This window comes from Streptosporangium nanhuense (assembly GCF_059358815.1).
In genome coordinates, this window is record NZ_JCADBG010000038.1 from 1 (window position 1) to 20,145 (window position 20,145).

22 protein-coding genes are annotated in these 20,145 nt (G+C 69.3%); 10 read left to right on the top strand and 12 right to left on the bottom strand.

Annotated features, from left to right (window positions below; genetic code table 11):
- The 9 genes from AC5L38_RS41175 to AC5L38_RS41215 form a co-directional block, all read right to left on the bottom strand.
- A partial coding sequence (locus AC5L38_RS41175) for a hypothetical protein (protein WP_495248250.1) occupies positions 1 to 345 on the bottom strand: 345 nt, incomplete at its 3' end.
- Complete coding sequence (locus AC5L38_RS41180; protein WP_495248251.1) at positions 342 to 638, bottom strand: hypothetical protein; 297 nt, start codon at positions 636 to 638, stop codon at positions 342 to 344. The genes AC5L38_RS41180 and AC5L38_RS41175, both read right to left, overlap by 4 nt.
- Positions 635 to 1,204 carry an ATP-binding protein gene (locus tag AC5L38_RS41185; protein ID WP_495248252.1) on the bottom strand — a complete coding sequence of 190 codons (570 nt, stop codon included), beginning with the start codon at positions 1,202 to 1,204 and terminating at the stop codon, positions 635 to 637. Before AC5L38_RS41185 ends, AC5L38_RS41180 begins: the two co-directional genes overlap by 4 nt.
- Positions 1,204 to 1,461 carry a hypothetical protein gene (locus tag AC5L38_RS41190; protein WP_495248253.1) on the bottom strand — a complete coding sequence of 86 codons (258 nt, stop codon included), beginning with the start codon at positions 1,459 to 1,461 and terminating at the stop codon, positions 1,204 to 1,206. Before AC5L38_RS41190 ends, AC5L38_RS41185 begins: the two co-directional genes overlap by 1 nt.
- On the bottom strand, positions 1,458 to 1,868 hold the full coding sequence (locus tag AC5L38_RS41195; RefSeq protein ID WP_495248254.1) for an SsgA family sporulation/cell division regulator: 411 nt from the start codon (positions 1,866 to 1,868) through the stop codon (positions 1,458 to 1,460). Before AC5L38_RS41195 ends, AC5L38_RS41190 begins: the two co-directional genes overlap by 4 nt.
- Complete coding sequence (locus AC5L38_RS41200) at positions 1,865 to 3,529, bottom strand: DUF2637 domain-containing protein (RefSeq protein ID WP_495248255.1); 1,665 nt, start codon at positions 3,527 to 3,529, stop codon at positions 1,865 to 1,867. The genes AC5L38_RS41195 and AC5L38_RS41200 overlap by 4 nt, the downstream gene beginning before the upstream one ends.
- Positions 3,526 to 4,077, bottom strand: coding sequence for a hypothetical protein (locus AC5L38_RS41205; protein ID WP_495248256.1), 552 nt, complete (start codon positions 4,075 to 4,077; stop codon positions 3,526 to 3,528). Before AC5L38_RS41205 ends, AC5L38_RS41200 begins: the two co-directional genes overlap by 4 nt.
- Positions 4,074 to 4,628: a hypothetical protein gene (locus tag AC5L38_RS41210; RefSeq protein ID WP_495248257.1), complete on the bottom strand. Its 555-nt coding sequence runs from the start codon at positions 4,626 to 4,628 to the stop codon at positions 4,074 to 4,076. Before AC5L38_RS41210 ends, AC5L38_RS41205 begins: the two co-directional genes overlap by 4 nt.
- Positions 4,628 to 4,861: a helix-turn-helix domain-containing protein gene (locus AC5L38_RS41215; protein ID WP_495248295.1), complete on the bottom strand. Its 234-nt coding sequence runs from the start codon at positions 4,859 to 4,861 to the stop codon at positions 4,628 to 4,630. The genes AC5L38_RS41210 and AC5L38_RS41215 overlap by 1 nt, the downstream gene beginning before the upstream one ends.
- Positions 4,862 to 5,171: 310 nt before the next feature.
- On the opposite strand from AC5L38_RS41215, the gene AC5L38_RS41220 reads away from it, so the two are divergent.
- From AC5L38_RS41220 to AC5L38_RS41235, 4 genes are all read left to right on the top strand, one after another.
- Positions 5,172 to 5,948, top strand: coding sequence for a GntR family transcriptional regulator (locus tag AC5L38_RS41220; protein ID WP_495248258.1), 777 nt, complete (start codon positions 5,172 to 5,174; stop codon positions 5,946 to 5,948).
- 302 nt (positions 5,949 to 6,250) lie between these two features.
- On the top strand, positions 6,251 to 7,108 hold the full coding sequence (locus tag AC5L38_RS41225) for a phosphoribosylaminoimidazolesuccinocarboxamide synthase (RefSeq protein ID WP_495248259.1): 858 nt from the start codon (positions 6,251 to 6,253) through the stop codon (positions 7,106 to 7,108).
- An 81-nt stretch (positions 7,109 to 7,189) separates the two neighbouring features.
- Entirely contained in the window at positions 7,190 to 7,945 is a 756-nt protein-coding gene (locus tag AC5L38_RS41230; protein ID WP_495248260.1) for a ParA family protein, read from the top strand.
- A complete protein-coding gene (locus AC5L38_RS41235) occupies positions 7,945 to 8,826 on the top strand; it encodes a ParB/RepB/Spo0J family partition protein (RefSeq protein WP_495248261.1) in 882 nt (293 codons plus the stop codon). The genes AC5L38_RS41230 and AC5L38_RS41235 overlap by 1 nt, the downstream gene beginning before the upstream one ends.
- A 339-nt stretch (positions 8,827 to 9,165) precedes the next feature.
- On the opposite strand, the gene AC5L38_RS41240 is transcribed toward AC5L38_RS41235, so the two are convergent.
- Positions 9,166 to 9,480 (bottom strand): hypothetical protein, encoded by a 315-nt coding sequence (locus AC5L38_RS41240; protein WP_495248262.1) that lies wholly within the window; start codon positions 9,478 to 9,480, stop codon positions 9,166 to 9,168.
- Positions 9,481 to 9,690: 210 nt separating this feature from the next.
- Complete coding sequence (locus AC5L38_RS41245) at positions 9,691 to 10,113, bottom strand: hypothetical protein (RefSeq protein ID WP_495248263.1); 423 nt, start codon at positions 10,111 to 10,113, stop codon at positions 9,691 to 9,693.
- A 742-nt stretch (positions 10,114 to 10,855) separates the two neighbouring features.
- Between AC5L38_RS41245 and AC5L38_RS41250 the strand changes: the two genes are divergently transcribed.
- Positions 10,856 to 11,398 (top strand): hypothetical protein, encoded by a 543-nt coding sequence (locus AC5L38_RS41250; protein WP_495248264.1) that lies wholly within the window; start codon positions 10,856 to 10,858, stop codon positions 11,396 to 11,398.
- 1,265 nt (positions 11,399 to 12,663) lie between these two features.
- Positions 12,664 to 12,945, top strand: coding sequence for a hypothetical protein (locus tag AC5L38_RS41255; protein WP_495248265.1), 282 nt, complete (start codon positions 12,664 to 12,666; stop codon positions 12,943 to 12,945).
- 738 nt (positions 12,946 to 13,683) lie between these two features.
- On the opposite strand, the gene AC5L38_RS41260 is transcribed toward AC5L38_RS41255, so the two are convergent.
- On the bottom strand, positions 13,684 to 13,998 hold the full coding sequence (locus AC5L38_RS41260; protein ID WP_495248266.1) for a hypothetical protein: 315 nt from the start codon (positions 13,996 to 13,998) through the stop codon (positions 13,684 to 13,686).
- Positions 13,999 to 14,841: 843 nt separating this feature from the next.
- Here AC5L38_RS41260 and AC5L38_RS41265 point away from each other — a divergent pair.
- The 4 genes from AC5L38_RS41265 (at position 14,842) to AC5L38_RS41280 (ending at position 19,736) form a co-directional block, all read left to right on the top strand.
- Positions 14,842 to 14,982 carry a hypothetical protein gene (locus AC5L38_RS41265; protein WP_495248267.1) on the top strand — a complete coding sequence of 47 codons (141 nt, stop codon included), beginning with the start codon at positions 14,842 to 14,844 and terminating at the stop codon, positions 14,980 to 14,982.
- 251 nt (positions 14,983 to 15,233) lie between these two features.
- Positions 15,234 to 16,121 carry a hypothetical protein gene (locus tag AC5L38_RS41270; RefSeq protein WP_495248268.1) on the top strand — a complete coding sequence of 296 codons (888 nt, stop codon included), beginning with the start codon at positions 15,234 to 15,236 and terminating at the stop codon, positions 16,119 to 16,121.
- A 939-nt stretch (positions 16,122 to 17,060) separates the two neighbouring features.
- A complete protein-coding gene (locus tag AC5L38_RS41275; RefSeq protein ID WP_495248269.1) occupies positions 17,061 to 17,423 on the top strand; it encodes a hypothetical protein in 363 nt (120 codons plus the stop codon).
- Between the two features lie 1,212 nt (positions 17,424 to 18,635).
- Entirely contained in the window at positions 18,636 to 19,736 is a 1,101-nt protein-coding gene (locus AC5L38_RS41280) for a helix-turn-helix domain-containing protein (protein WP_495248270.1), read from the top strand.
- The last annotated feature ends 409 nt before the right edge of the window (positions 19,737 to 20,145 follow it).

Genomic DNA, 20,145 nt, shown 5'->3' on the forward strand with positions numbered 1-20,145 from the left:
GAGGGACTCTTTTTCCAGCCGCACGTACTCGTCGTGGACGCCCGCCATCTTCTGCAAGCTGGAGACGGCCTCCAGCAAGGCGTCGGCGGCGTTGCGGCTGTGGGCGCGGGTGCGGCGCGACAAGCCCACCCGCTCCAGCAAAGGGACGCGCTTGCCCTTCTTGGGCTTGTGGTGGCGCAGCCAGGTGGACACCAGCTCCCCGTCCTGCACCAGCATCAGCGCCAGGGTGCGCGACAAGGCCTGGACGTTGTAGAGGTGGTTTTCCAGGGCCTCGTGACCGGCGATGATCTCGGCGGTCTCAAACTTGACCATCTGGCTGCCCAGGTCCTCACTGCGGTTGCTCACAGGTCCTCCTCGTGGATCACGGCGTCCAGCAGGTGCCGGGCGGTCTGCTCGGTGCTGCTCTGGGCGATCAGGGTTCCGTCGGCCAGCACCTGCACCGAGGTGGTGGTGGCCGCCGAGCGGGCCCAGGAGCGGGCCACGGCGCGGGCCCGGCCGCGCAAGGAGGTCTCCTCGGCCAGCGCGAAGGCCACCAGCAGCGCCGCGGTGGCCAGCAGTGCGACCGCGATGCCGTGCGCGGCCCGCTCGGGCCAGCCCGGGGAGAACGCCGCCGCCAGCCAGGTCACGAAGGCGCTCACCGGTTCGCCTCCCCGCTCGGGCGCGGCTGCGCGCCGGGGTTGTGCGCACCGTGTGCGGTGATCTTGTGCGCGGCGTGTGCGGGGTCGCTGACCTGCTGTGCGCTCATGTGCGGCCCGTAGGTGGCCGCGCCCTTCGCACCCTGCGGGGTGCCGGTGACAACAGGCCAGTCCAGGCGGCACCACGCGGCGCGGGAGGCCTCGGTGAGGGTCACCTCGTAGGCGTCGGCGAGCTCGCGCACCAGGGTCAGGCCGCGCTGGTACTCGCCCTCCCCTCGGGCTGCCGGCACCAGCGCCGGGCCCTGATCGGTGCAGGTCAGCGCGACCGCCCCGGCCTCGCCGGTCGAGCCGGGCTCGACCTCGGCGCGCAGCGTGAACCGGCCGCCTACGGTGCCAGACGCGCTGTGCAGCACGGCGTTGGTGGCCAGCTCCGACACCACCAGGGCGACGTCGTCGGCGCGCGGGCATCCGGCGGGAAGGCAGGTCAGCACCCAGGCGCGCACCTCGGCGACGCGCTCCGGAGCGCCGGGGAACACCCGCTGGTAGGCGAGGGTGACGGTGACGGCCATCACGCCACCTCCCCGCAGGTCAGGACCGGCAGGGCGGGGGCGGCGCACGCGGCGAGCAGCACCACCGGGCGCGCTCCGACCGGCGGGAGCTGCCCGTGCGCGGCCAGCGCGTGACGCAGGTGGACCAGCGGGTCGACCTCGCCCAGCTGCGCGGCCGCCACCGTGGCGCGGGCCGCGGCCAGCAGCTCGGCGTGCTCGGCGACCAGCAGCGCCAGCTCCTGGCGGGTCAGGGTGTTCTGCCTGGTCAGCGTCTTCATGACGTCACCTCGCCCAGGATCGTGGCGATCGCGGTGTCGACGTCGACCTGCTCGCGGCCGTGTGGCACGAGCCGGAAGGTCTGGTCGACGAAGTCGATGACGAGCTCGCGGACCGCGTAGAGCAGGAACGGGTAGCCGGACTCGGGAGTCAGGGTGATGGCCAGGTAGGCCTCGTCGAGCTCCTCGTGCGGCGCCACCAGGACGTCGCCCTCCCCGGCCGGGGCGCGCACGCCCTCGGCGAGCAGGTCGCGGCCGAAGGTGTACTCGGAGGTGACGGTGCGGCCCCGAACGAACATCAGGTGCACCGCGTGCGGGTCCGCGACGGTGTAGGTCAGCACCGCATTCAGCGGCGTCTTGGGACTGTCGGCGGGCCACAGCCGCACGTCGTAGATCACCTGAGGCTTCATGCCGACACCTCCGTACGGGCCTGGTCGCTGTCACCGGTGAGGTCCGTACGGGCCTGCGCGGCCCGTACGGCGTGCTTGTCGCTGCCGTCCGTACGGAGGCGACGCAGAACGCCAGCGACCTCCTGGTCGCCGGTCTTGTCGTCGGCGCGCTCGCCCGTACGGGGCGCCGGTGATCCGGTATGGGCGGGCGGCGTACGGGTCTCCTCCGCGCCCGTGCGCGCATGGTCCTCGTCCGTACGCAGACCCGTACGGGCATCCCGTACGGCCTTCTCACACCAGCTGCGGCGCCGGTCGTAGCGCTCCTCCAGCACCGCGTAGTCCGGCGTCCACACCTCATCGCGCGCAGCGGCGGCAGCGATCTCCTTACGGATCTCGGCCACGGCCTCCTCCCGGTCGACCGGCGTCAGCGGCGGAACCGTACGAGGCGCCTCACCCCGTACGGAGCCCGTCCGTACGGGCTCCGTACGGGGTGAGGCCGTACGGGCGTTCTCCGTACGGGACCGGGACGTGTTCTCCGTACGGGGCGACTCCGTACGGGGTGAGTCCGTACGGGACTCGATCGCCGGACGAGGGCTCGCCTCGATCGAGGGGGAGCCGATCGAGGGGAACGCGATCGAGCGGGCCACGTCCACGCGCTGCGCGGAGAAGGCGCGCAGCCGGGCCATGGCCTCCTCGCCCTCGGCGCTGGCCTGAGGGCTCTGGGCGCCGGGGCGGACGATGGAGCCGTCGACGATGACGAGCTGGCCGGCCTTCGCGGCCTCCTTGTCGGCCTTCTTCTCGTAGCGGACGATCGAGCGGGCCAGCTTGCGGTCCCTCCTCGAGGAGCCGGGGCCGACGCCGTAGCGGTCGATCCACGCGGCCGTCCAGGCGTCCTCGATCGAGCAGTCCTCGCCGCGCGAGGCGCGGATCGAGGCCGCCGACCACGACAGCCGCGGGTAGCGGACCCGGCGCCAGGCGGCCCGGCGGATCTCGGCCGCGCTGCGCCGGGCGGTGGTCTGCTGGGTCAGCGACGCGGTCAGCTCCCACAGGGCGATGCCGAGCAGGGAGGCCAGCGCGAGGATCACGCCGACCTGCAGCCCGGCCCACGCGTCGGCCTTCGTGGCGTTGGCGGTGATGCCGTGCCACAGGTTCATCCCGGCCGCGATGCCCGCCATGCCCCAGGTCGCGACCCGGTAGCGGCCGATCGGCAGTTTCGCCTGGATGGCGCGGTGCACCAGGAACGCCAGGTACCAGACGCCGCCCTCCAGGGCGATCGGCAGCGCGGGCGACATGAAGCCCAGGTGCATCACCTGCTCGGCGAACTCCAGCTGGCCGCGCCAGGCGATCGCGATCGGCGCGCCCATCGCCACACCGCCCACGATGACCGGGGCCCGGGTGACGAGCGCGGCCGCCAGCAGCCTGGCGCCACGGCGAACCGCCGCCGAGCGGGCAGCGCGATCCCGGGCCCGCTGGCGCTGACGCTCTACGCGGCGGGCCTCACGACGGTCCTCACGGGTCTGCTTGTCGCGGCGCTCCTGGTCGGCCTGGCGGGCGGCCTGCTCAGCGCGGGCGCTCTCCAAGCGAAGCGTGGTCTCGGCGCGGGTGGCCTCGGCGTCAGCGCGGGTCCGCTCGGCCTCGGCGCCGGCCACGGCGCGCTGGGCGCGGGTGTCGTAGTAGCTCATGCCGCCACCTGCGCAGTCCCGGTGGCCTTGGCCACCAGTACATCGGCGAAGACCTCGACGACCTCCCGGCCGATCGCCGTGGAGATGTCATCGGCCCAGCGCCACCCCGCCGGTATGACGGCGACGCAGGCGAGGACGCGAAGTAGCGCCTGCTGGTCGGCCACCGTGCGGACGCGGGCCTGCGGGCCGTACTGGTCGGTGAACGAGATCTCGGCGTCGGCGATCGAGCGGAGGCCGTGGATGTCGACCATCAGCCCGGCCGGGCTGATCACGCCGGCGTGCGCCCACTTCCACTCGTCGTCGACCAGCTGCTCGACCGGTGCGAACGGCCAGCCGGTGCGCTCGTGCATCGCCGCGGCCAGGAGCACGCACTGGGAGTAGCCGAACAGCTCAATGGCGGCCTCGTCGACCAGGCCCGGCCGGATCACGAACTCGGTCTGCTGGAGGCGGCAGGACGGCCTCTGGAGGTTTACCCGCACGCGCAGCTCGTGCAGCGCAAGCCCGTCGGCGCGCTCGGCCAGCGTGGGGTACGTGGCGAGAATCGTCATCGCCCATCACCCGCCTCGGCCAGCTCGGCCTGGGCGATGAGCAGGTCGGCGAACACCCCGACCAGCTCGTCGGTGAGGGGGTCGATGGCGCTGCCGTCGATCCAGCCGCTCCGGAGCTCCTCACGCTCGCCGATGACGTCGAACAGCAGGTCCAGCGTGGGCAGGGGGCAGGTGGTGACCCGCAGGCCGTGCTCGCGAGCGTAGTCGGCGACGACCTCATCCAGGCTGCGGGTGCCGTGGATGTCCAGCAGGCGCCCGGCCGGGGTGAGCACGCCGACGTGCGCCCAGCGGTAGGGCCACTCGACGAGCTGCACCAGGGCCAGCGGCCAGCCGGTGCGCAGGTGCAGGGCGCGGGCCAGCACGGCGCACTCGCCGTAGCCGTACAGCTCGATCGCGGCGTCGTTGACGACACCGGGGCGAACGGTCAGCTTGTTGTGACCGTGGAAGGTCGGAACCTCCAGGGTCACGACGCACTCGACGGCGGCCAGCGGCCGATCACCGGCCGACGCGGCCAGCTGCGGATAGTGGGAGCGGTAGGTGGCGGTCGTCATCAGACGCTCACCGCCTCAGTGTTCTCAGCGGCCTTGGCCTCTTCGGCCTGCGCCTCGACGATGCCGTCACGCAGGGCGGTGTACACGGCCGACTCCCAAAAACGCAGCAGCCGCCCGCCCGGGGTCCGGACTGCGGTCAGCTCGCCGGTGCGGGCCCAGCGGGCGACGGTCTTGGGGTCGACCCGGAACAGGGCGGCGACCTCCTGGGAGGTCAGCAGCCGTTCCCTGGGCATGGTGAGATCAGGAATGATGGACATGAGTCGGTTTCCTCTCAGGGTTTCGACTCGCCGCGGCCCCGGTGTGACAGCACCGGGGCCGCTTGTTTGGTAATCGGACCTTGCGTCTGCCTCGGTGTGACAGCACCAAGGCCGTACGTTTCGAGCATGTAAGCCTCCAACTTGGACCCGAGTCGCTTGCGCGATTCAAGTCCCACAGGAGGTGTTAATGCCCTACGTTGATCGTTCTACGTTAGTAGTAACTCTACGCTCCCAAGGTGTCAATGCCCAATGCCCTACCTTGGGCATTGGGTACTAGGGTTGTGGCATGGAAGTAACGCCCGCCCGGGGTCAATACCGCCAGGTTGCTGACATATTGCGCACTGCCATCGCTGAGGGTAAGCACCCTCGTGGCGAGACGCTTCCTGCGGAGAGTGAACTTGCGAAGCGGTTCGGTGTGAGTCGCCAGACTGTCAACCGTGCGTTTGCGATTCTGGAAGCCGAAGGGTTGGTGCGTGTCGAACGGCCGACAGGAACGATCGTCCACGAGTTGCCGCCGATCGTCCGCAACGCCGCCGTTCGGCATAGCCGCACTCACCGTGAGCGTGAAGGCAGCCGAGGAGCGCTCGCCACGGAACTTGCCGATCTGAACTATGAACTGCGGTCCGAAAACACCGTTGGCCCTGGCCGTCCCCCCGTCCACGTCGCCGAAGTGCTCGGTGTGGCTCCTGACGAGGCCAGCGTGGTGGTCCGGGCTCGCTACATGCGCGCCGAAGGTGTACCTATCCAGATCGTCACCAGCTACATCCCCCTTACCATCGCCCAAGGCACTCCCATCGAACGGGAGGACCCTGGAGTTGGTGGCATCAGCAGTCGCCTGGCGGAGCTTGGCCACGCTCAGGCAGAGATCGAAGAGCGCGTCATAGTTCGCCCTCCCGTACCGCGGGAGGCCGCTTTTCTGCGGATGACCGAAGATCAGCGCGTCTACGAGATTTTCCATGTTGGCTGGACGCGCGACGATCGCCCCGTCAAGGTGACGATCTACATCATGCCGACCCATCAATGGAATCTGCAGTACAGATACCCCGTTGACTCCTCCGGCTAGAGGAAAGGGTGCGGCTTGGACGCGGGCGGCGTGCAGAGAATCATGTAACGAAGATCTGCCCGCAGAGACTCGATGCCCAAGTGTCACCCCTATGTCACCGCCCCAGGACCAGGGCGTTGACTGCGACTGAGGCAGAAGACCGCATAGATTTCCCGCTTCAGGAGGCAGCCAGATGGATGATCGGCCGTCATGGGCACGCCGTATCCGTGCTGAACGCGAGGTGAGGCACTGGTCGCAGACTGAGGCCGTCCGCGCCTTGGAAACCCATTCCGACTCCCCCATCCAGGAACGATCCACCTTGGGTGGGCTCTCTGAACGGTGAGGATCTGGTCCTGGTCGCGTCCGATCGGGTGTCTGTGTACGACGTCGTGCTGCCGACCCCCATCCCCGACAAGGGGAAGGTCCTTACGCGGTTGTCGTTGTGGTGGTTCGACCAGCTCGCCGCCCTCGTCCCCAACCACGTGATCTCCGCGGCCGATGTCCCCGCGGAATGGGCCCGCCGGGCGGTCAGGTGCCGCCGGCTGGAAATGACGCCCGCGGGGTTCGTCGCTCGCGGGTACCTGGCCGGGTTGGGGCTCAAGGAGTACGAGAAGCACGGCACGGTGCCGGGCATCGCTCTGCCGCCCGGCCTGGTCGAGGGATCCCGACTGCCTGAGCCGATCTTCACCCCGACCACGAAGGCCACCGTCGGTCATGACGAGTTCATCACCTACGACGATGTGGTGACCGAGATCGGCGCCGAGACGGCCGCGGCTCTGCGGGATTTGACGTTGAAGGTGTACAGCCGAGGTGCCGCCCTCGCCGCGGAACGGAGAGTCCTCATCGCCGACACCAAATTGGAGTTCGGCCGCGCCACCGACGGCACGCTCGTGCTCGGCGACGAGGTGCTGACCTCCGACTCCTCGCGCTTCTGGCCCGCCGACTCATGGGAGCCCGGCCGCCCCCAGCACGCGCTCGACAAGCAGTTCGTCCGTGACTGGTCGAGCACTCTGGACTGGGACAGCACTCCCCCCGGACCAGCCGTCCCGGACGAGATCGTCCAAGCCACTCAGGATCGCTACGTCGACGTCTACGAACGCATCACCGGAAAGAGGTGGGGAGTAACCATGGCTGAGGATGAGTACTACGACACACGCCCGCGAGAGGTGATTACGGCGTAATCACCTGATCATCTGAGAGAGTTGCTCCGCCATCCGAAGTACCAGTGCAGTCACTGGGAAGCACACGGAACAGGAGCCCTCATGGCAAAGGTCCATGTCGTCCTCAATCAGAAGGGCGGCGTCGGCAAGTCCACGACGACGATGAATCTCGCCGCCGTCACAGCCGACGCGTCAGGCGAGCAGGAAGCCACCGTCGTCGTCTCGATCGACCCCCAGGGGTCCGCGGTCTGGTGGTCCAACCGGGTCGTCGAAGCGGCCGAGGAACTCGCCAAGACCGATCCGGACAAGGCCGCCGCCCGGGCGTTGCCCTTCGACTTCGTCCAGGCGAACGCCGATGACATCGAGGACCTGTCGAACCTCCGAGACCTCCCGGGCGTCAAGCACGTCTGGGTGGACACCCCGGGTTGGATTCCCACCGTCGACGAGGACGCCGACGACCCGTTCGACGGTTCGAGCTTCGCCGAGGCGCTGCGCCGGGTTCTGGCCTGCGCCGACGACGTGCTCATCCCGATAGAACCAGAGTCGTTGTCGTTCGAGCCGACGTTCAACACCGTCGAGAAGGTCGTGAAGCCCCGCGGTATCCCCTACCTCGTGGTGGCCAACAACTGGGACCCGCGTGATGGTCGCGCCGACCTGGACGAGACGCTGGAATTCGTCCGCGGCCAGGGGTGGCCGCTCGCCCGCACGATCGTCCGGCACTACAAGGTGCACACCCGCGCTCCGGCTGAAGGTCTCGTCGTCACGCAATACCCGAAGAACCGGGTCGCGATGGAGGCCCGCGAGGACTTCTACAAGCTGGCGCTGGAGCACGAGCGGATGCGGAACGGAAACGGCTGATGGCAGGACAACGCACGAGCCTGGCGAACTTGAGGGTCGGCAAGGCCGCCATGCCCGAACCGGTCGCCCCGAAGTGGCCGGACACGGTCAAGCTCAGAGATCTGGCCGACAACCCGGACAACCCCCGGGAGGAGCTGCGGGACCTGGAGGGCCTGGCCGCGACCATCAAGGAGCGCGGCATCCTGCAGCGGCTTGTGGTCGTGCCGCGGGCCACGTGGCTCGGCACGCATCCGCATCACGCCGAGAAGATCGGTGACGCGCCGTTCGTCATCCTCATCGGTCACCGGCGGCGCCACGCGGCCGAGCTCGCCGGGCTGGACGAGGTCAAGGTGGAGGTCCGGGAGTCTGCCTCCGGCAGCCGCACCGACGCCCTGATCGAGAACATCCAGCGATCCGACCTGGACCCGCTGGAAGAGGCGAACGGCATCAGGGATCTCATGGAAGAGGAAGGGCTCTCCCAGCGCGGCGTCGCCGAGCTGCTCGGCAAGTCCCAGGGGTGGGTGTCGCAGCGACTCGTACTGCTCAAGCTCATCCCGGAACTGCGGCAGGCGATCACCAACGGAACCCTGAGGATCGAGGACGCGCGGGAGATCGGGAAACTGCCGCCACAGGAACAGGCTTTGCCCGTTGTTCCCGCACCCGCCCCGGAACTCGACCTCGGGCAGCCCGCCCGAGGTGAGCACAGTCCCGTGGACGCACCCGTTGACCACGACCCGTCGCCGCGGACGGGAAAGGGCGCGAAGGTGTCGAGGGGGCGCAGTGATTACGGCGTAATCACCCTCGGCCCCCCGGCGGCGATCGCGGCGGCGCTTCGCGAGCGGCTGACGCTGGAAGACCTGGAGACGCTCGTGGAGCTGCTGTCGGCGACGACAGCCCGGTGATTACGCCGTAATCACCCAACAGGTGAAGCCTTCGCCGGCCCGGTGACGCAGCCTGGTGATTACGGCGTAATCACCCGACAGGTGGAAGCCCTCGCCGACCCGGCGATGGCAGCTCAGTGATTACGGCGTAATCACCCGACCGGCGAGACTCCGCACCCTGGTGATGACGACAGCCCGGTGATTACGCCGTAATCACCCGACAGGTGGAAGCCCTCGCCGACCCGGCGACGCAGCCTGGTGATTACGGCGTAATCACTCAACGGGCGGAGGGCTTCGCTCCCGCCCTTCTTCGCAGGTCTCAGGGCGGATGTCGCACCGGGGCAGGTGGTCGTGGGGGGGTTAGGTGGTGCGGCGGATGAAGTCGCGGGTGACCTGGGTGCCGGCTTCGCCGAGGAAGTGTGCCAGGTCTTCGGAGATGAGGCTCTTGTCGATGCCGATGGTCATCTCGTGGGGGGTGATCTCCACGATGGCGAGCTGGCCGGCGAGGTCGGCGCTGCGGCGGAACCGGATGCGCAGGGCGGGGGTGGGGAGTGTTTCGTCCACGGGGTGCAGCAGGTTGAGCACGGTGGCGCTGATCGTGTCCATCGGGGTGGTCAACTCAGGGCTGAACTGCATCTCGTTGACGTGGACGATGATCTGGTGGCCGGGCAGCATGCGGATGACTCCGGGGCAGCCGAATGCCAGGGGGGTGCGGTGGAACTGTGCTGTTGGCCGGGACGACGATGACGGGTTGATCACGCACCGAGGCCTTTCTGCCCAAGCTGTTTCCTGAGCGTTTGTACGGTGTGCAGATCGCTCGGATGCCTGGAGAGTTTGGCGTATCTGACCCCGGTAACGATGGCGTATGAGGAAAGCTCCCATTCCTCATGGTCGGTGCCGCTCTTCACCATCAGGGCCGGGTTGCGTGGCGTCGATCGCTCGTTTGAGCTCGTTGGCCAGGCGGGTGTACTGCTCGGGGGTGTAGTTCCCGGGCACCCGAAAGATCAACCGCTCACCCCCACCCGTCCGGATATCGGCGATCTCCCACCCCATCCACTGGGTGATGGCCATCGCCTTCACGCTGTCGGAGTCAAGGCCGAGTCCTACCGCCAGAGCGTGCAGGCGCCAGACGTCGGGCATGCGGGGCACCCGGCCGCTCAGCACGTCGGTTATCCACTGGGCGGTGAGGTGCTGGCCGGTCGCCGGGTCCACCGACAGCAGGGCGAGCGTGCGAATACTGAGGTCTTTGACCTTGGCGTAATCGCGGATGTGGTCGCTCAGCGGGGTGGGGGATGGATCTGCTGTCACGTGCCATGACGGCATTTGGTTGTCAGCTCCTCAACTTTTTCTCGCCGTGATCGCCATCATGATGCCTGCTGGATCCTGACAGCGCGCAACGATCCTCTGCAAACCCCGGGAACCGCTGTTGTCAACAAGATGGACGGTGCTGTGGCTCCCGCGGCGGAAAACTCGGACGCGAAACCTTTCGAGTTCCCCGGTATCGCCTGCCCATTCGCATTACAGTGCGACACGCAGTTGAGTTGTCAGCAAAATCTGATGACAGAGCAACCCATCGGAGAGGTTGGCGATGGCAGGAAAGCCGCAAATGCACCTGCGGAGCGCGGCGCTCTTGCGTGTACTCATATCCGGCGAAACGGCTGGCAGTGTTACCGCGTTCGCACACCGTGCGTCCCTCACCAGGCAATGCATCAACAGCCTGCTCAAGCGAGGCACGTGCCGTCGCACCACCGCGGACGCCGTCGCGTCGGCGGCAGGCGTGCCCACCCTCGACCTGTTCGACCCTCTGGTGTCAGCAAAATCTGCTGACAAAGAAGCTTTGTGATCTTCGTCGTGTGCGCACCTGACTGGCTGACCCCATGCTCTCGATCTTCGGAGCGGCTCTCGCCGCGAGGGCCCGGGCACCCGCGCCGCCCCGACGAAAGGACGCGTCCCGGCACGTCGTCGACGGCTCCGGGAACGCGTATCCGGCACCACCCCAGCCTCGGCGGAGCCCACAGGCTCCCATAGATCTCGCGAGAGGAGTCGTCTGTTGACGATGAAAAGAGTGCTCATCACCGGTGTCCTGGCCACATCCGCGATCGTGGTGGCCGCTCCCGCGGCGCAGGCCGTCCCGCTGACCGGCGTGGCCGCCACGACCGCCCAGGTGGCCGCCAGCCCCTCCCCGGGGAGCGGGTGGGGCCCGGGCGGTTTCGCCGGCTTCAGGAGGGGCGACCTTCCCTGGGACTGGTACGGCCCGCGCGTCCACAGGTACGTGCTGGGAGGGCGCACCTACATCCTGCCCAGCTGCCAGTACGTCGTGAACGGCGGCGTGTACGTCACGCCCAGCTGCGGACCGGGCCAGCGCCGCCCGGTCTACATCGTGAGCGGCCGCCACTACGCCCTGCCCGGCGGCTGGCACGGCCGGTCCTTCGGCTCCGGCCACTGGTACGGCCGCGCCGGTGGCCCCGGCCACGGGTTCGTCCGGCCCGTCGGCCCCGGCCTCTGGGACGGCCGGCCCGGTCACCGCCACGGCTCGGCCTGGGACGGCGCGGACGGGCGGGACGGCGTCCGGCACCGCGTGGCACGGCGCTGACAGGCGGTGTGCACACCGGCTGCCCGGACTGCGCGGGCCCGTTGAGTCCGGACGACGACTCAGCCGGACCACGTTCAGCCGTCCGGAGACGTCAGGTCAGCGTCTCCGGACGGCCTCTCGGCCTCTGCCGTCCCTCCTGCCCTCCTGGATCCAGGTGACGGCCCGGCTGTGGCGCCGCCGTACCGCCACAGACGAGCGCGCACCGCGCAGGGGCCGGCCGATGCTCCGGCCCGTCGCGCACCACGGTGTCCTTCGCCGCCGGAACGCCGACCCCTGGCTGTGACCGCACCGTCCGCCCCCGCGAGGGGGTCTCAACCACGACGCGGATTCTCAAGCGGTCTTGACCTGGGGCGATCACGTTGATCAGAAGATGCCGCCGACCTCCTTCTTCCCACGCCCAGGGTCTTGGTCGTCGTCAATCCCCTCACCTCGGTACTCCCCCATACGTCCGAGGCATCGACGACAACAACCTCATCCGCCGGCGACGGCCCCTCGGACGTGTCGGCGACGAAGGAGTCGCTATGAATGTGTACTGGTGGGTTAGCGGGACGGTGCTCCCGGCACTGCTCGTGGCGGCGGCCTGGCGCCCGTGCCGGGCCGCCCTGGCCCGGCCTCGCCCTCGGCCGTTCGACGACCTCGCCGAGGTCGACCCCGACGACATCCAGCCGTACGCCCTCAGCGGCGTCAGATGGCGCTCCGCCACGCCGATCATGGACATGTGGGACCAGACGCGCACACCGCGAGGCGTTCCGCGGACGTCACCCCCGTCTCCGACCGCAGGCCACACGATGCCACAGGGCGGCACCCGCCAGGCGGCCGGATGTCTTCCGGCACCGGCGGCGCCCCAGGGGAGAAGGCGCTCGGACCGCCGCGCCACGCACAGGCGCGGATGATCCCCCGGCCCGGTACCCGCCACGTACGCGGAACTCCGCGGCGGGCCCCGGGCCGGGCCGCCGTGCCCCACGCTCGCGCCTCCGCTCCCCGGCCTGCCGGACGATCTGCCCAGAACGAGGCACCGCCCGCCACCCGCGTCACTTGATTGCCGTCCGTTGACCTGCTCGCGTCCAGAACCATGATCAGAAGCTGGGTAGCGTAATGGTGGTCACGCTGAGTGATCGAAATCAACGGGAGGTCACATGACAATGATTCGCCGACTGCTTCTGGTCGGTTCCGCTTGTGCTGCTTTGGCTGTCGCGGCTCCTGGTGCCGCCTCGGCCTCTGCGTCCACTTCGTACCAGCCGCTCAAAGTCACGCAGGCCACCACCATGGCCCACGGCGGGAACTGGGGCGGCGGCCACTGGGGCGGTCGTCCGTGGGGCGGCAACTGGGGCGGTCACTGGGGCGGCCACTGGGGGGGGCGTCCGTGGGGCGGTTTCGGGGGCGTTCCCTGGGGCGGTTTCGGGGGCGGCTTCGTGGGCGGCGGCTTCGTGAACGCCGGGTTCGTAGGCGGCGGCTTCGTGGGAGGTGGCGTGGCGGTCGTCGGCGGCGGCTGCGGCATCCAGTACGCCCCTGTCTGCGGGCCCGTCTGCGCTCCTGTCTGCTTCTGATCCGCCGTTCGTTCATCGGTGACCGGGTTTAACGGTTACCCATGGCAATTTTCACTCCCTGTTGTCAGCGAATTCCGCTGACAACAGGGAGGGTGGCCTTCGTCGCGTGTGTTCCCGGCCAAGGGCTCACGGGCCCGCGATCATCCGGCTGGTCGGCGCGACGCCGCGAAGGCATGGAGGCGGGAAGGTGGAAAGGCGACGGGACCTGTGACCGGCCTGCCGGACCGCCTGACGGCCATCCCTCCGGGAGGAGAACCCCGCCGGGCACACGCCGGGATGATCGAGCCGCTCCGGGGCGTGCCGGCGGCCATACCCGGCGATTCCAGGCCGGCCCCGGTGGCGAGTACGGCGTCCACCCCACGCGCCCCTCGTAACGGAGCCCTCACGGGCGCGGAACGCTGAGCGCGCCGGTGAGGCGACGTGCCACCGACGGCCGACGGCGGCACTCGCCGACGACGCCCCGGACATGGGGTCACGGTGACCAGCCGGCCTGGACCTCGCTGGTCTGGTCGTGGCGTCGAACCGGTCGGCGAGCCTGCGATGCCGCCGCGATTCCCGGCCCCGGTGCCGACACACCGGGGCCGGGATGGGCGGCGGGCAGAACTCGGCGCGCGAGGCGGCCGTCGTGGGTGCGGTTGTTCTCTCGCGGGTCGGTGCGGGTTCGCGGGGAGTCGGTGGTGCGGCGGATGAAGTCGCGGGCCGGTGCGTGCTCTGTGGTGGGGTGGGGTCTGTGGGGGGTCAGGTGGTGCGGCGGATGAAGTCGCGGGTGACCTGGGTGCCGGCTTGGCCGAGGAAGTGTGCCAGGTCTTCGGAGATGAGGCTCTTGTCGATGCCGATGGTCATCTCGTGGGGGGTGATCTCCACGATGGCGAGCTGGCCGGCGAGGTCGGCGCTGCGGCGGAACCGGATGCGCAGGGCGGGGGTGGGGAGTGTTTCGTCCACGGGGTGCAGCAGGTTGAGCACGGTGGCGCTGATCGTGTCCATCGGGGTGGTCAACTCAGGGCTGAACTGCATCTCGTTGACGTGGACGATGATCTGGTGGCCGGGCAGCATGCGGATGACTCCGGGGCAGCCGAATGCCAGGGGGGTGCGGTGGAACTGTGCTGTTGGCCGGGACGACGATGACGGGTTGATCACGCACCGAGGCCTTTCTGCCCAAGCTGTTTCCTGAGCGTTTGTACGGTGTGCAGATCGCTCGGATGCCTGGAGAGTTTGGCGTATCTGACCCCGGTAACGATGGCGTATGAGGAAAGCTCCCATTCCTCATGGTCGGTGCCGCTCTTCACCATCAGGGCCGGGTTGCGTGGCGTCGATCGCTCGTTTGAGCTCGTTGGCCAGGCGGGTGTACTGCTCGGGGGTGTAGTTCCCGGGCACCCGAAAGATCAACCGCTCACCCCCACCCGTCCGGATATCGGCGATTCCCTTCTTCTCCCCGAGGTGAGGTGCCGGCCAGTGAGGGCGCCACCGAATGACCTGGGGCCCCGTCCTCGATGTGATCGTGAACGCGGTCGCCCGGCGGGACGGGTGACGGCTCCGCCGCCATGCGCCATGACGGCATTCGGTTGTCGTTTCCTCACCCTTTTTATCGCCGTGATCACCATCATGACTCCTGCTGAATTCCGACAATTGGCAAAAATCCTCTGCGAAAACCGATAGCTGTTTCGTCAATGGGATGAATCACGGAACGCACTCATCTTGAGAACAGGTATGTCAGACCTTCCGGGTTCACCTGCGCTCGCCGAGCGATTCGCATTACAGTCCCACCTGCAGTCGGGCTGTCAGCAAAATCTGATGACGAGCAATACGTCGAAAGGGACTGCGATGGTGGGAAAGCCACAAACGCACTCGCGAAGCACAGTGCTCATGAGCGGCCTGACACCTGGAAGCAGCCGCGGTGTGGCTGAATTCGTCTGCCGCGTGGCTCTCACCGAGCAGCGTGCCGGCGGTCCACTCAAGGAAGGCGTGTTCCGCCGCACCGGAGCGAACGCCGCCGGGTCGGTGACGGGCGTGTGCGTCGCCGACCTGTTCGGCCCCTGATTGTCAGCAAAATCTGCTGACAATCAGGGGCCGGCAACGCTCGCTGTGCGGTTCCCGAGCTGAAGTGTCCGCGTCCTTGATCTTCAGGTGGCGATCCCGCCAAGCGCTCGGCCCAGACCGTCTCGACCGAAAAACGATGTTCTGTCGCGTCGTTCTCCGCTGGCTCACCGAATGCGCACTCATCATTCCGCCGGCCAGGACGGGGCTCGTCCCCGCCGGTAAACCTCACGAAAAGGAGTCGTCCCTTGACGATGAAAAAAGCTCTCGTCGCCGGTGCCCTCACCGCGGCCGCGCTGGTCACTCCAGCGGCGCTGGCCGACATCTCCGCGAGCGCGGCGACCGCGACCACCACGGCGGCCGCGCAGGAGGCTGCCACCCCGTACCCCGGCAACTCGTGGAGCCGGGGAGGCGGTTACCGCGGGTACGGTTCGAACAACCGCGGATACAGCCAGCGCGGCGGTCGCGTCTACGTTCTGGACGGCCGCCAGTACACCCTGCCCAGCTGCCAGTCCGTCGTGAACGGCGGCGTGTACGTCACGCCCAGCTGCGGACCGAGCCAGCGCCGCCCGGTCTACATCGTGGACGGCCGCCAGTACGCCCTGCCGGGCGCCTGGGACGCCGAGTCCGTCGGCCTGCCCGGCCGCTGGTACGGCCTGCCCGGTCAGGAGTACGGCGCCGGCGACGGCCGCGTCTACATTCTGAACGGCCGCCAGTACACCCTCCCCAGCTGCCAGTACGTCGTGAACGGCGGCGTGTACGTCACGCCCAGCTGCGGACCGAGCCAGCGCCGCCCGGTCTACATCGTGAGCGGCCGCCAGTACGCACTGCCGGGTGACTGGTGCGACGAGCCCGTCGGCCTGCCCGGCCGCTGGTACGGCCTGCCCGGCCGCGGCTACGGTCACCCCGGCTGGCACGGCGGTGGCGGTGGTCAGCACGGCGGTTGGGGCGGTCAGCACGGCGGCGGCCAGCCCGGCGGTGGCGGTGGCCAGCATGGTGGCGGCGGCCAGCCCGGCGGTGGCGGTCAGCCCGGTGGCGGTGGCGGCCAGCCCGGTGGCGGTGGCGGCGGCCAGCATGGTGGCGGCGGCCAGCCCGGTGGCGGTGGCGGCGGCCAGCATGGTGGCGGCGGCCAGCACCGCTGACACGGGCCTGCGGCAACCGGTGACGTCGCTGCCGGACGCCCGGACGCCCGGACGCCGGGAGACCCGGACGCCCGGACGTTCCGGTGCCCGCGCGGACGAGCGGTGAACGCTCGTGCGCACCCGGAGCGCGAGCGGCGACAGAGCCCGTACAGGCACGAAGGAAGCCCGTTCCGCGAGATTGACGGAAATGCCCGGGTACTCGGCACGCGTCTTCGGCCGAACCCGTGACGGGCTGTCCTCCACGGCGAGCCTGGCGGTAGGGGGCGGAGGCGCCGACCGCCAGGCGATCGTTTCCGGTCACGGCCGGGACCTCAATGAACGGCGGCAAGGTGACCTGCGAACCGGTGGGGAACCACGAACAGGTCACCGCCGTCATCGGAGGACAACGGCGGCATGGTGACCGGCGGCGAACGCCTGCTCGGCCACGGCGACGCCGACGCCGCCGATGGGAAGGCGCCGTGACCACGACCGATCAGGTGGTGCTCAAGGGAGTGCCACCCGCGGGCGGGGACCGGCGACTCGCCGGAGCAGACGGTGACGGTCTGGTGCGTGGTGCAGGTCGGGGGGACCGACACCACACGTCACCGGCCGTTTCGAGGCGGAGCCGCCTAAACGGCGGTGTCGAGCCCCTCAGCGCCGAGGGTGGCTCCGGCCTCGGCGCCGGCCGCCCTCCTCACGATCGGGCAGTGGCGTCCCCGGCATACCCGGAACATCACCGGTGACGCCGGTGGAGGTCGCGGCCGCCGGGAAGCGGGGAGGGCGACACCCCGGAGTCGTTTGGGGCGACTCCGGGGCTCGTGCCCAGCCTGTCGCCCGGCGAGCCGTCACGATTCGGCCAACCTCTCCAGGTGCCCGAGCCCTCAGAACGCCGGTGCGAAGGGCATGCCTCCTGCGCCGGCGGCGGGTCACCGGAACAGGGCTGCGATGAAGGGAGTCGCGATGAACGCGCACCTGTGGATTGCCGGGACACTGCTGATACCGCTCGCGGCGCTGGCCTGGCCCGCCTGGCTGACCTTCCTGTTCTGGCACCAGCCTCAGCTGCTCGATGGCGTCGAGACCATGTTCGACAAGATCGAGGTGTACACACTTGTCAGTGTCGGCGCCGAACGGTGCACCACCACACTGGTCACAGCCACCTGGGACCAGGTCGCCGCGCAGGCCGTGAAGCGTTCCACGGAGATCGGCTCCGTCTATGTCTGCGTGCTGCACGGCGTCCGGGAGTGGTACTGGCAATGCGGCCGTATGACCAATGTCGTCATCGACGCGCGCAAGGATGACCGTCGCCCGTCGGACACGCCGTAACGACGGCGATCGGCACATCCCGTCGCAGTTCGCCGGACCGCGCCCATCGGCCGCGGCAGAACGGAAGGCCCGAGCCATGAGCGCCGGCACCGGAGACGTGATCCCGACCGGTCGAGACAGGCGCGAGGGGCGCGTCGGCGCCGCTGACGTCCGTCCGCGCTCCGCCGGCCTCGCCGGGTGGTTCAGGCGAACCCGCCGGATCCTCCTGACCGCCTGGCGACGGCTCGTGATCGGCGAGGGGCTGCCGCTGAGCCGGAGCCGTCGCGCCCCTCGAACCCGTCGTGGCCGTGTTCGACAGTCCGGGCGCCCCCCGGGCGCCCGTGGGGGCCTGCACCGCAAAGACTCCGATGAGCGCCCCCACGTCCAGCAGCGAACCGCCGGTGCCGCGGGCCGCCACCGGGCGACGCGGCCACGACCGAGTCACGACCGGCCAGGCCACCGCGATCCGAGAGCGGAGCGCGACAGGGCGGACGCGCCGACCGAACCTATCCGGCCGGTTCAGCCGTGGTTCACGGACGCGGTCTCATGAGGTTCCCATCCGACGGGCGATCACCCGTCCGCCTCGGTCGCGCTCACCTCAGGATCGATCTCGGCTCATCACCCTGAGCAATCATTCTGTACCATTTCGATAAACCTTATTACTCTGTGTTGATATGAAACCTACTTTGCGTATATGTCCATTGAATTTTCAAACGGCGTGACACCGGCGACGTGCTGTCACCGAGGTGGCGCGCCCTCGCGGACTGGACGGAAGGAGACCCTCCTGCGGGCCGCCGCGCCCAGGGCGCCGACCGGCCGGCGAGGGTCGGAACCGGAGAGGACCCGCATGCGGCGGCCGTCCGCGCCCCGCCCGGGCCCGGGAGGTGGAGACCGCCCGGTGACGACAGGCAGGGCATGGGGGAGGCCGTGATTCGCGGCGGGTCCTGGAGCACGGTCCGGCCCGGAGAGGTCGGCGACCGGAGACGGGAGCACGGCCGTGCTCCGACCACTTCGCCGAGGCCCGCGACGGCGGCCCTGGGAAAGCCGCTCCGGACGGCCGACCGCTTCCCCGTGGCCGGCGCCATCTCGTGACCCGCTTGGGCGCTCTTCCCCTCCCGCACAGGGGCAGACCAGGCAAACCCGAATGGAGCGTTCCATTTTTCTCGTAACACTCAGAGCGCCGCACAGCTCCGAGGTCAACGCCCGGCTCTGCCAGGACAGGGCGGAGGCGGCATGAGCGCGCCCGGCCAGCCCCCGACGCCCCGGCCGCGAGGGGAGGGAAACGCCGCGGCCACCCGGGCGGGCAAGGTTCCGGGTGGGGCGGCGGACCTCGGCGAGCAGATCATCGTCACCGCCGGGCGGCGCGCCCCGTTCACCCAGCTCGGCGACTGGGTGGTGCTCGGCGACATCGACTGCCAGGCCAAGGCCCTGTACTGGGCACTGGCGATGCACGTCAATCAGCAGCGCGGCGACTTCACCGTCTGGCCCTCGCGCGAGGCCCTGGCCGAGATCCTCGGCTACAGCCGCCCCCAGTCCGTCGACCGCTACATCGACCAGCTGGTGGAGCTCGGTGCGATCAACGTCTACGAACAACGCGTCAGCGGCGGGCTGCGTGGCCGCCACGTGTACGAGATCCACCAGACCCCGCCCCCCGGCTATGCCGGGCTCATCTCCTCAGCCGACTTCCACCAGGCACGCAAGGCACGCCTGGTCGCCGAAAAGGCCGGTAAAGACGCAGCACACTCCGTTGTGCGCTCCAGCGCACAACGTGGTGCGCCCCAGCGCATCCCGGTTGTGCGCCCCAGCGCATCCGGGTCATGCGCTGGGGCGCACACGAACCAGACGAAGATGAAGAAGACCAAGAAGAACGATACGAAGACCTCCTCCGCCGCCCCCTCCGCCGCCGCCCTCCCCGAGGGTGTGCCGCCGAAAGGGGAGGAAGGACAGGAGTCTCCAGCCACCGGGCAGGACGCGGCGCTCGGCACCCACTCGCCCGCCACGGAGTCGGGTGACACTCCGGCGCAGACCGTCCCGAGCGAGGTCGCGACGACGTTCCTGCGGACCCTGCCCGCTCCCTGGCGACTCGCCGCCTCCGTTGTCGGCAAGGCCGCCCCTGCCGTGGCGGCCGCCCTGGCGGACGGATGGACGACCATGGCGTTGCGCGAGTACCTGACCCGGAATCCCGGCGGCATCCGCGACCACGGCCGGGTCCTGCTGCACCGCCTGAACGATCTGCCCGCCCCGCCGCCGAACAGCCCCGCCTGCCCGCGGCACCCCGGAGCCCGCCGTCGAGGCGACGAATGCGGCGGCTGCTGGGCCGACCGTCAGGGCTGAACCGCCGGAGAGCAGCTGGGCGAGGCGGGCGGGCAGATGCCAGTGCTGACCCTGGCGGGCGATGACGAGCATCTCACCGTGATCAGCGCGGTCGACCTGAACTGAGCAGAGGCCGGCGGGGTGGTGCGGGCCGGGGGCGGCCGCAGAGCCGCAACCCGGCCGCGACCATCTGGTGGCGCATGGTTGGCCGTTTCGGCGTGGAAATGCATGTTGAGGAATCACAGAAATTGAGCATTCACCTGAAGTGACGAGGCGAGCACTGATAGACACTTTGATGAAGGGGGTCTCGGAAACAGAACCCCCCGCCCGAAGGGAAGGGACAAGATCCTGATCGTCGGCTTAGCCTGGCCCGCCGCAGTGTGTTTCGTCGCGGCGAGCGTGGGGTGCGATCTCTTCGTCTCAGCGTGTC

Bases quoted from the DNA above. Each gene is read 5' to 3' on its own strand.
- AC5L38_RS41185 (WP_495248252.1), bottom strand. From the start codon at position 1,204: ATGGCCGTCACCGTCACCCTCGCCTACCAGCGGGTGTTCCCCGGCGCT.
- AC5L38_RS41190 (WP_495248253.1), bottom strand. From the start codon at position 1,461: ATGAAGACGCTGACCAGGCAGAACACCCTGACCCGCCAGGAGCTGGCG.
- AC5L38_RS41195 (WP_495248254.1), bottom strand. From the start codon at position 1,868: ATGAAGCCTCAGGTGATCTACGACGTGCGGCTGTGGCCCGCCGACAGT.
- AC5L38_RS41200 (WP_495248255.1), bottom strand. From the start codon at position 3,529: ATGAGCTACTACGACACCCGCGCCCAGCGCGCCGTGGCCGGCGCCGAG.
- AC5L38_RS41205 (WP_495248256.1), bottom strand. From the start codon at position 4,077: ATGACGATTCTCGCCACGTACCCCACGCTGGCCGAGCGCGCCGACGGG.
- AC5L38_RS41210 (WP_495248257.1), bottom strand. From the start codon at position 4,628: ATGACGACCGCCACCTACCGCTCCCACTATCCGCAGCTGGCCGCGTCG.
- AC5L38_RS41215 (WP_495248295.1), bottom strand. From the start codon at position 4,861: ATGCCCAGGGAACGGCTGCTGACCTCCCAGGAGGTCGCCGCCCTGTTC.
- AC5L38_RS41220 (WP_495248258.1), top strand. From the start codon at position 5,172: ATGGAAGTAACGCCCGCCCGGGGTCAATACCGCCAGGTTGCTGACATA.
- AC5L38_RS41230 (WP_495248260.1), top strand. From the start codon at position 7,190: ATGGCAAAGGTCCATGTCGTCCTCAATCAGAAGGGCGGCGTCGGCAAG.
- AC5L38_RS41235 (WP_495248261.1), top strand. From the start codon at position 7,945: ATGGCAGGACAACGCACGAGCCTGGCGAACTTGAGGGTCGGCAAGGCC.
- AC5L38_RS41240 (WP_495248262.1), bottom strand. From the start codon at position 9,480: ATGCTGCCCGGCCACCAGATCATCGTCCACGTCAACGAGATGCAGTTC.
- AC5L38_RS41255 (WP_495248265.1), top strand. From the start codon at position 12,664: ATGGCCCACGGCGGGAACTGGGGCGGCGGCCACTGGGGCGGTCGTCCG.
- AC5L38_RS41260 (WP_495248266.1), bottom strand. From the start codon at position 13,998: ATGCTGCCCGGCCACCAGATCATCGTCCACGTCAACGAGATGCAGTTC.
- AC5L38_RS41270 (WP_495248268.1), top strand. From the start codon at position 15,234: ATGAAAAAAGCTCTCGTCGCCGGTGCCCTCACCGCGGCCGCGCTGGTC.
- AC5L38_RS41275 (WP_495248269.1), top strand. From the start codon at position 17,061: ATGAACGCGCACCTGTGGATTGCCGGGACACTGCTGATACCGCTCGCG.
- AC5L38_RS41280 (WP_495248270.1), top strand. From the start codon at position 18,636: ATGAGCGCGCCCGGCCAGCCCCCGACGCCCCGGCCGCGAGGGGAGGGA.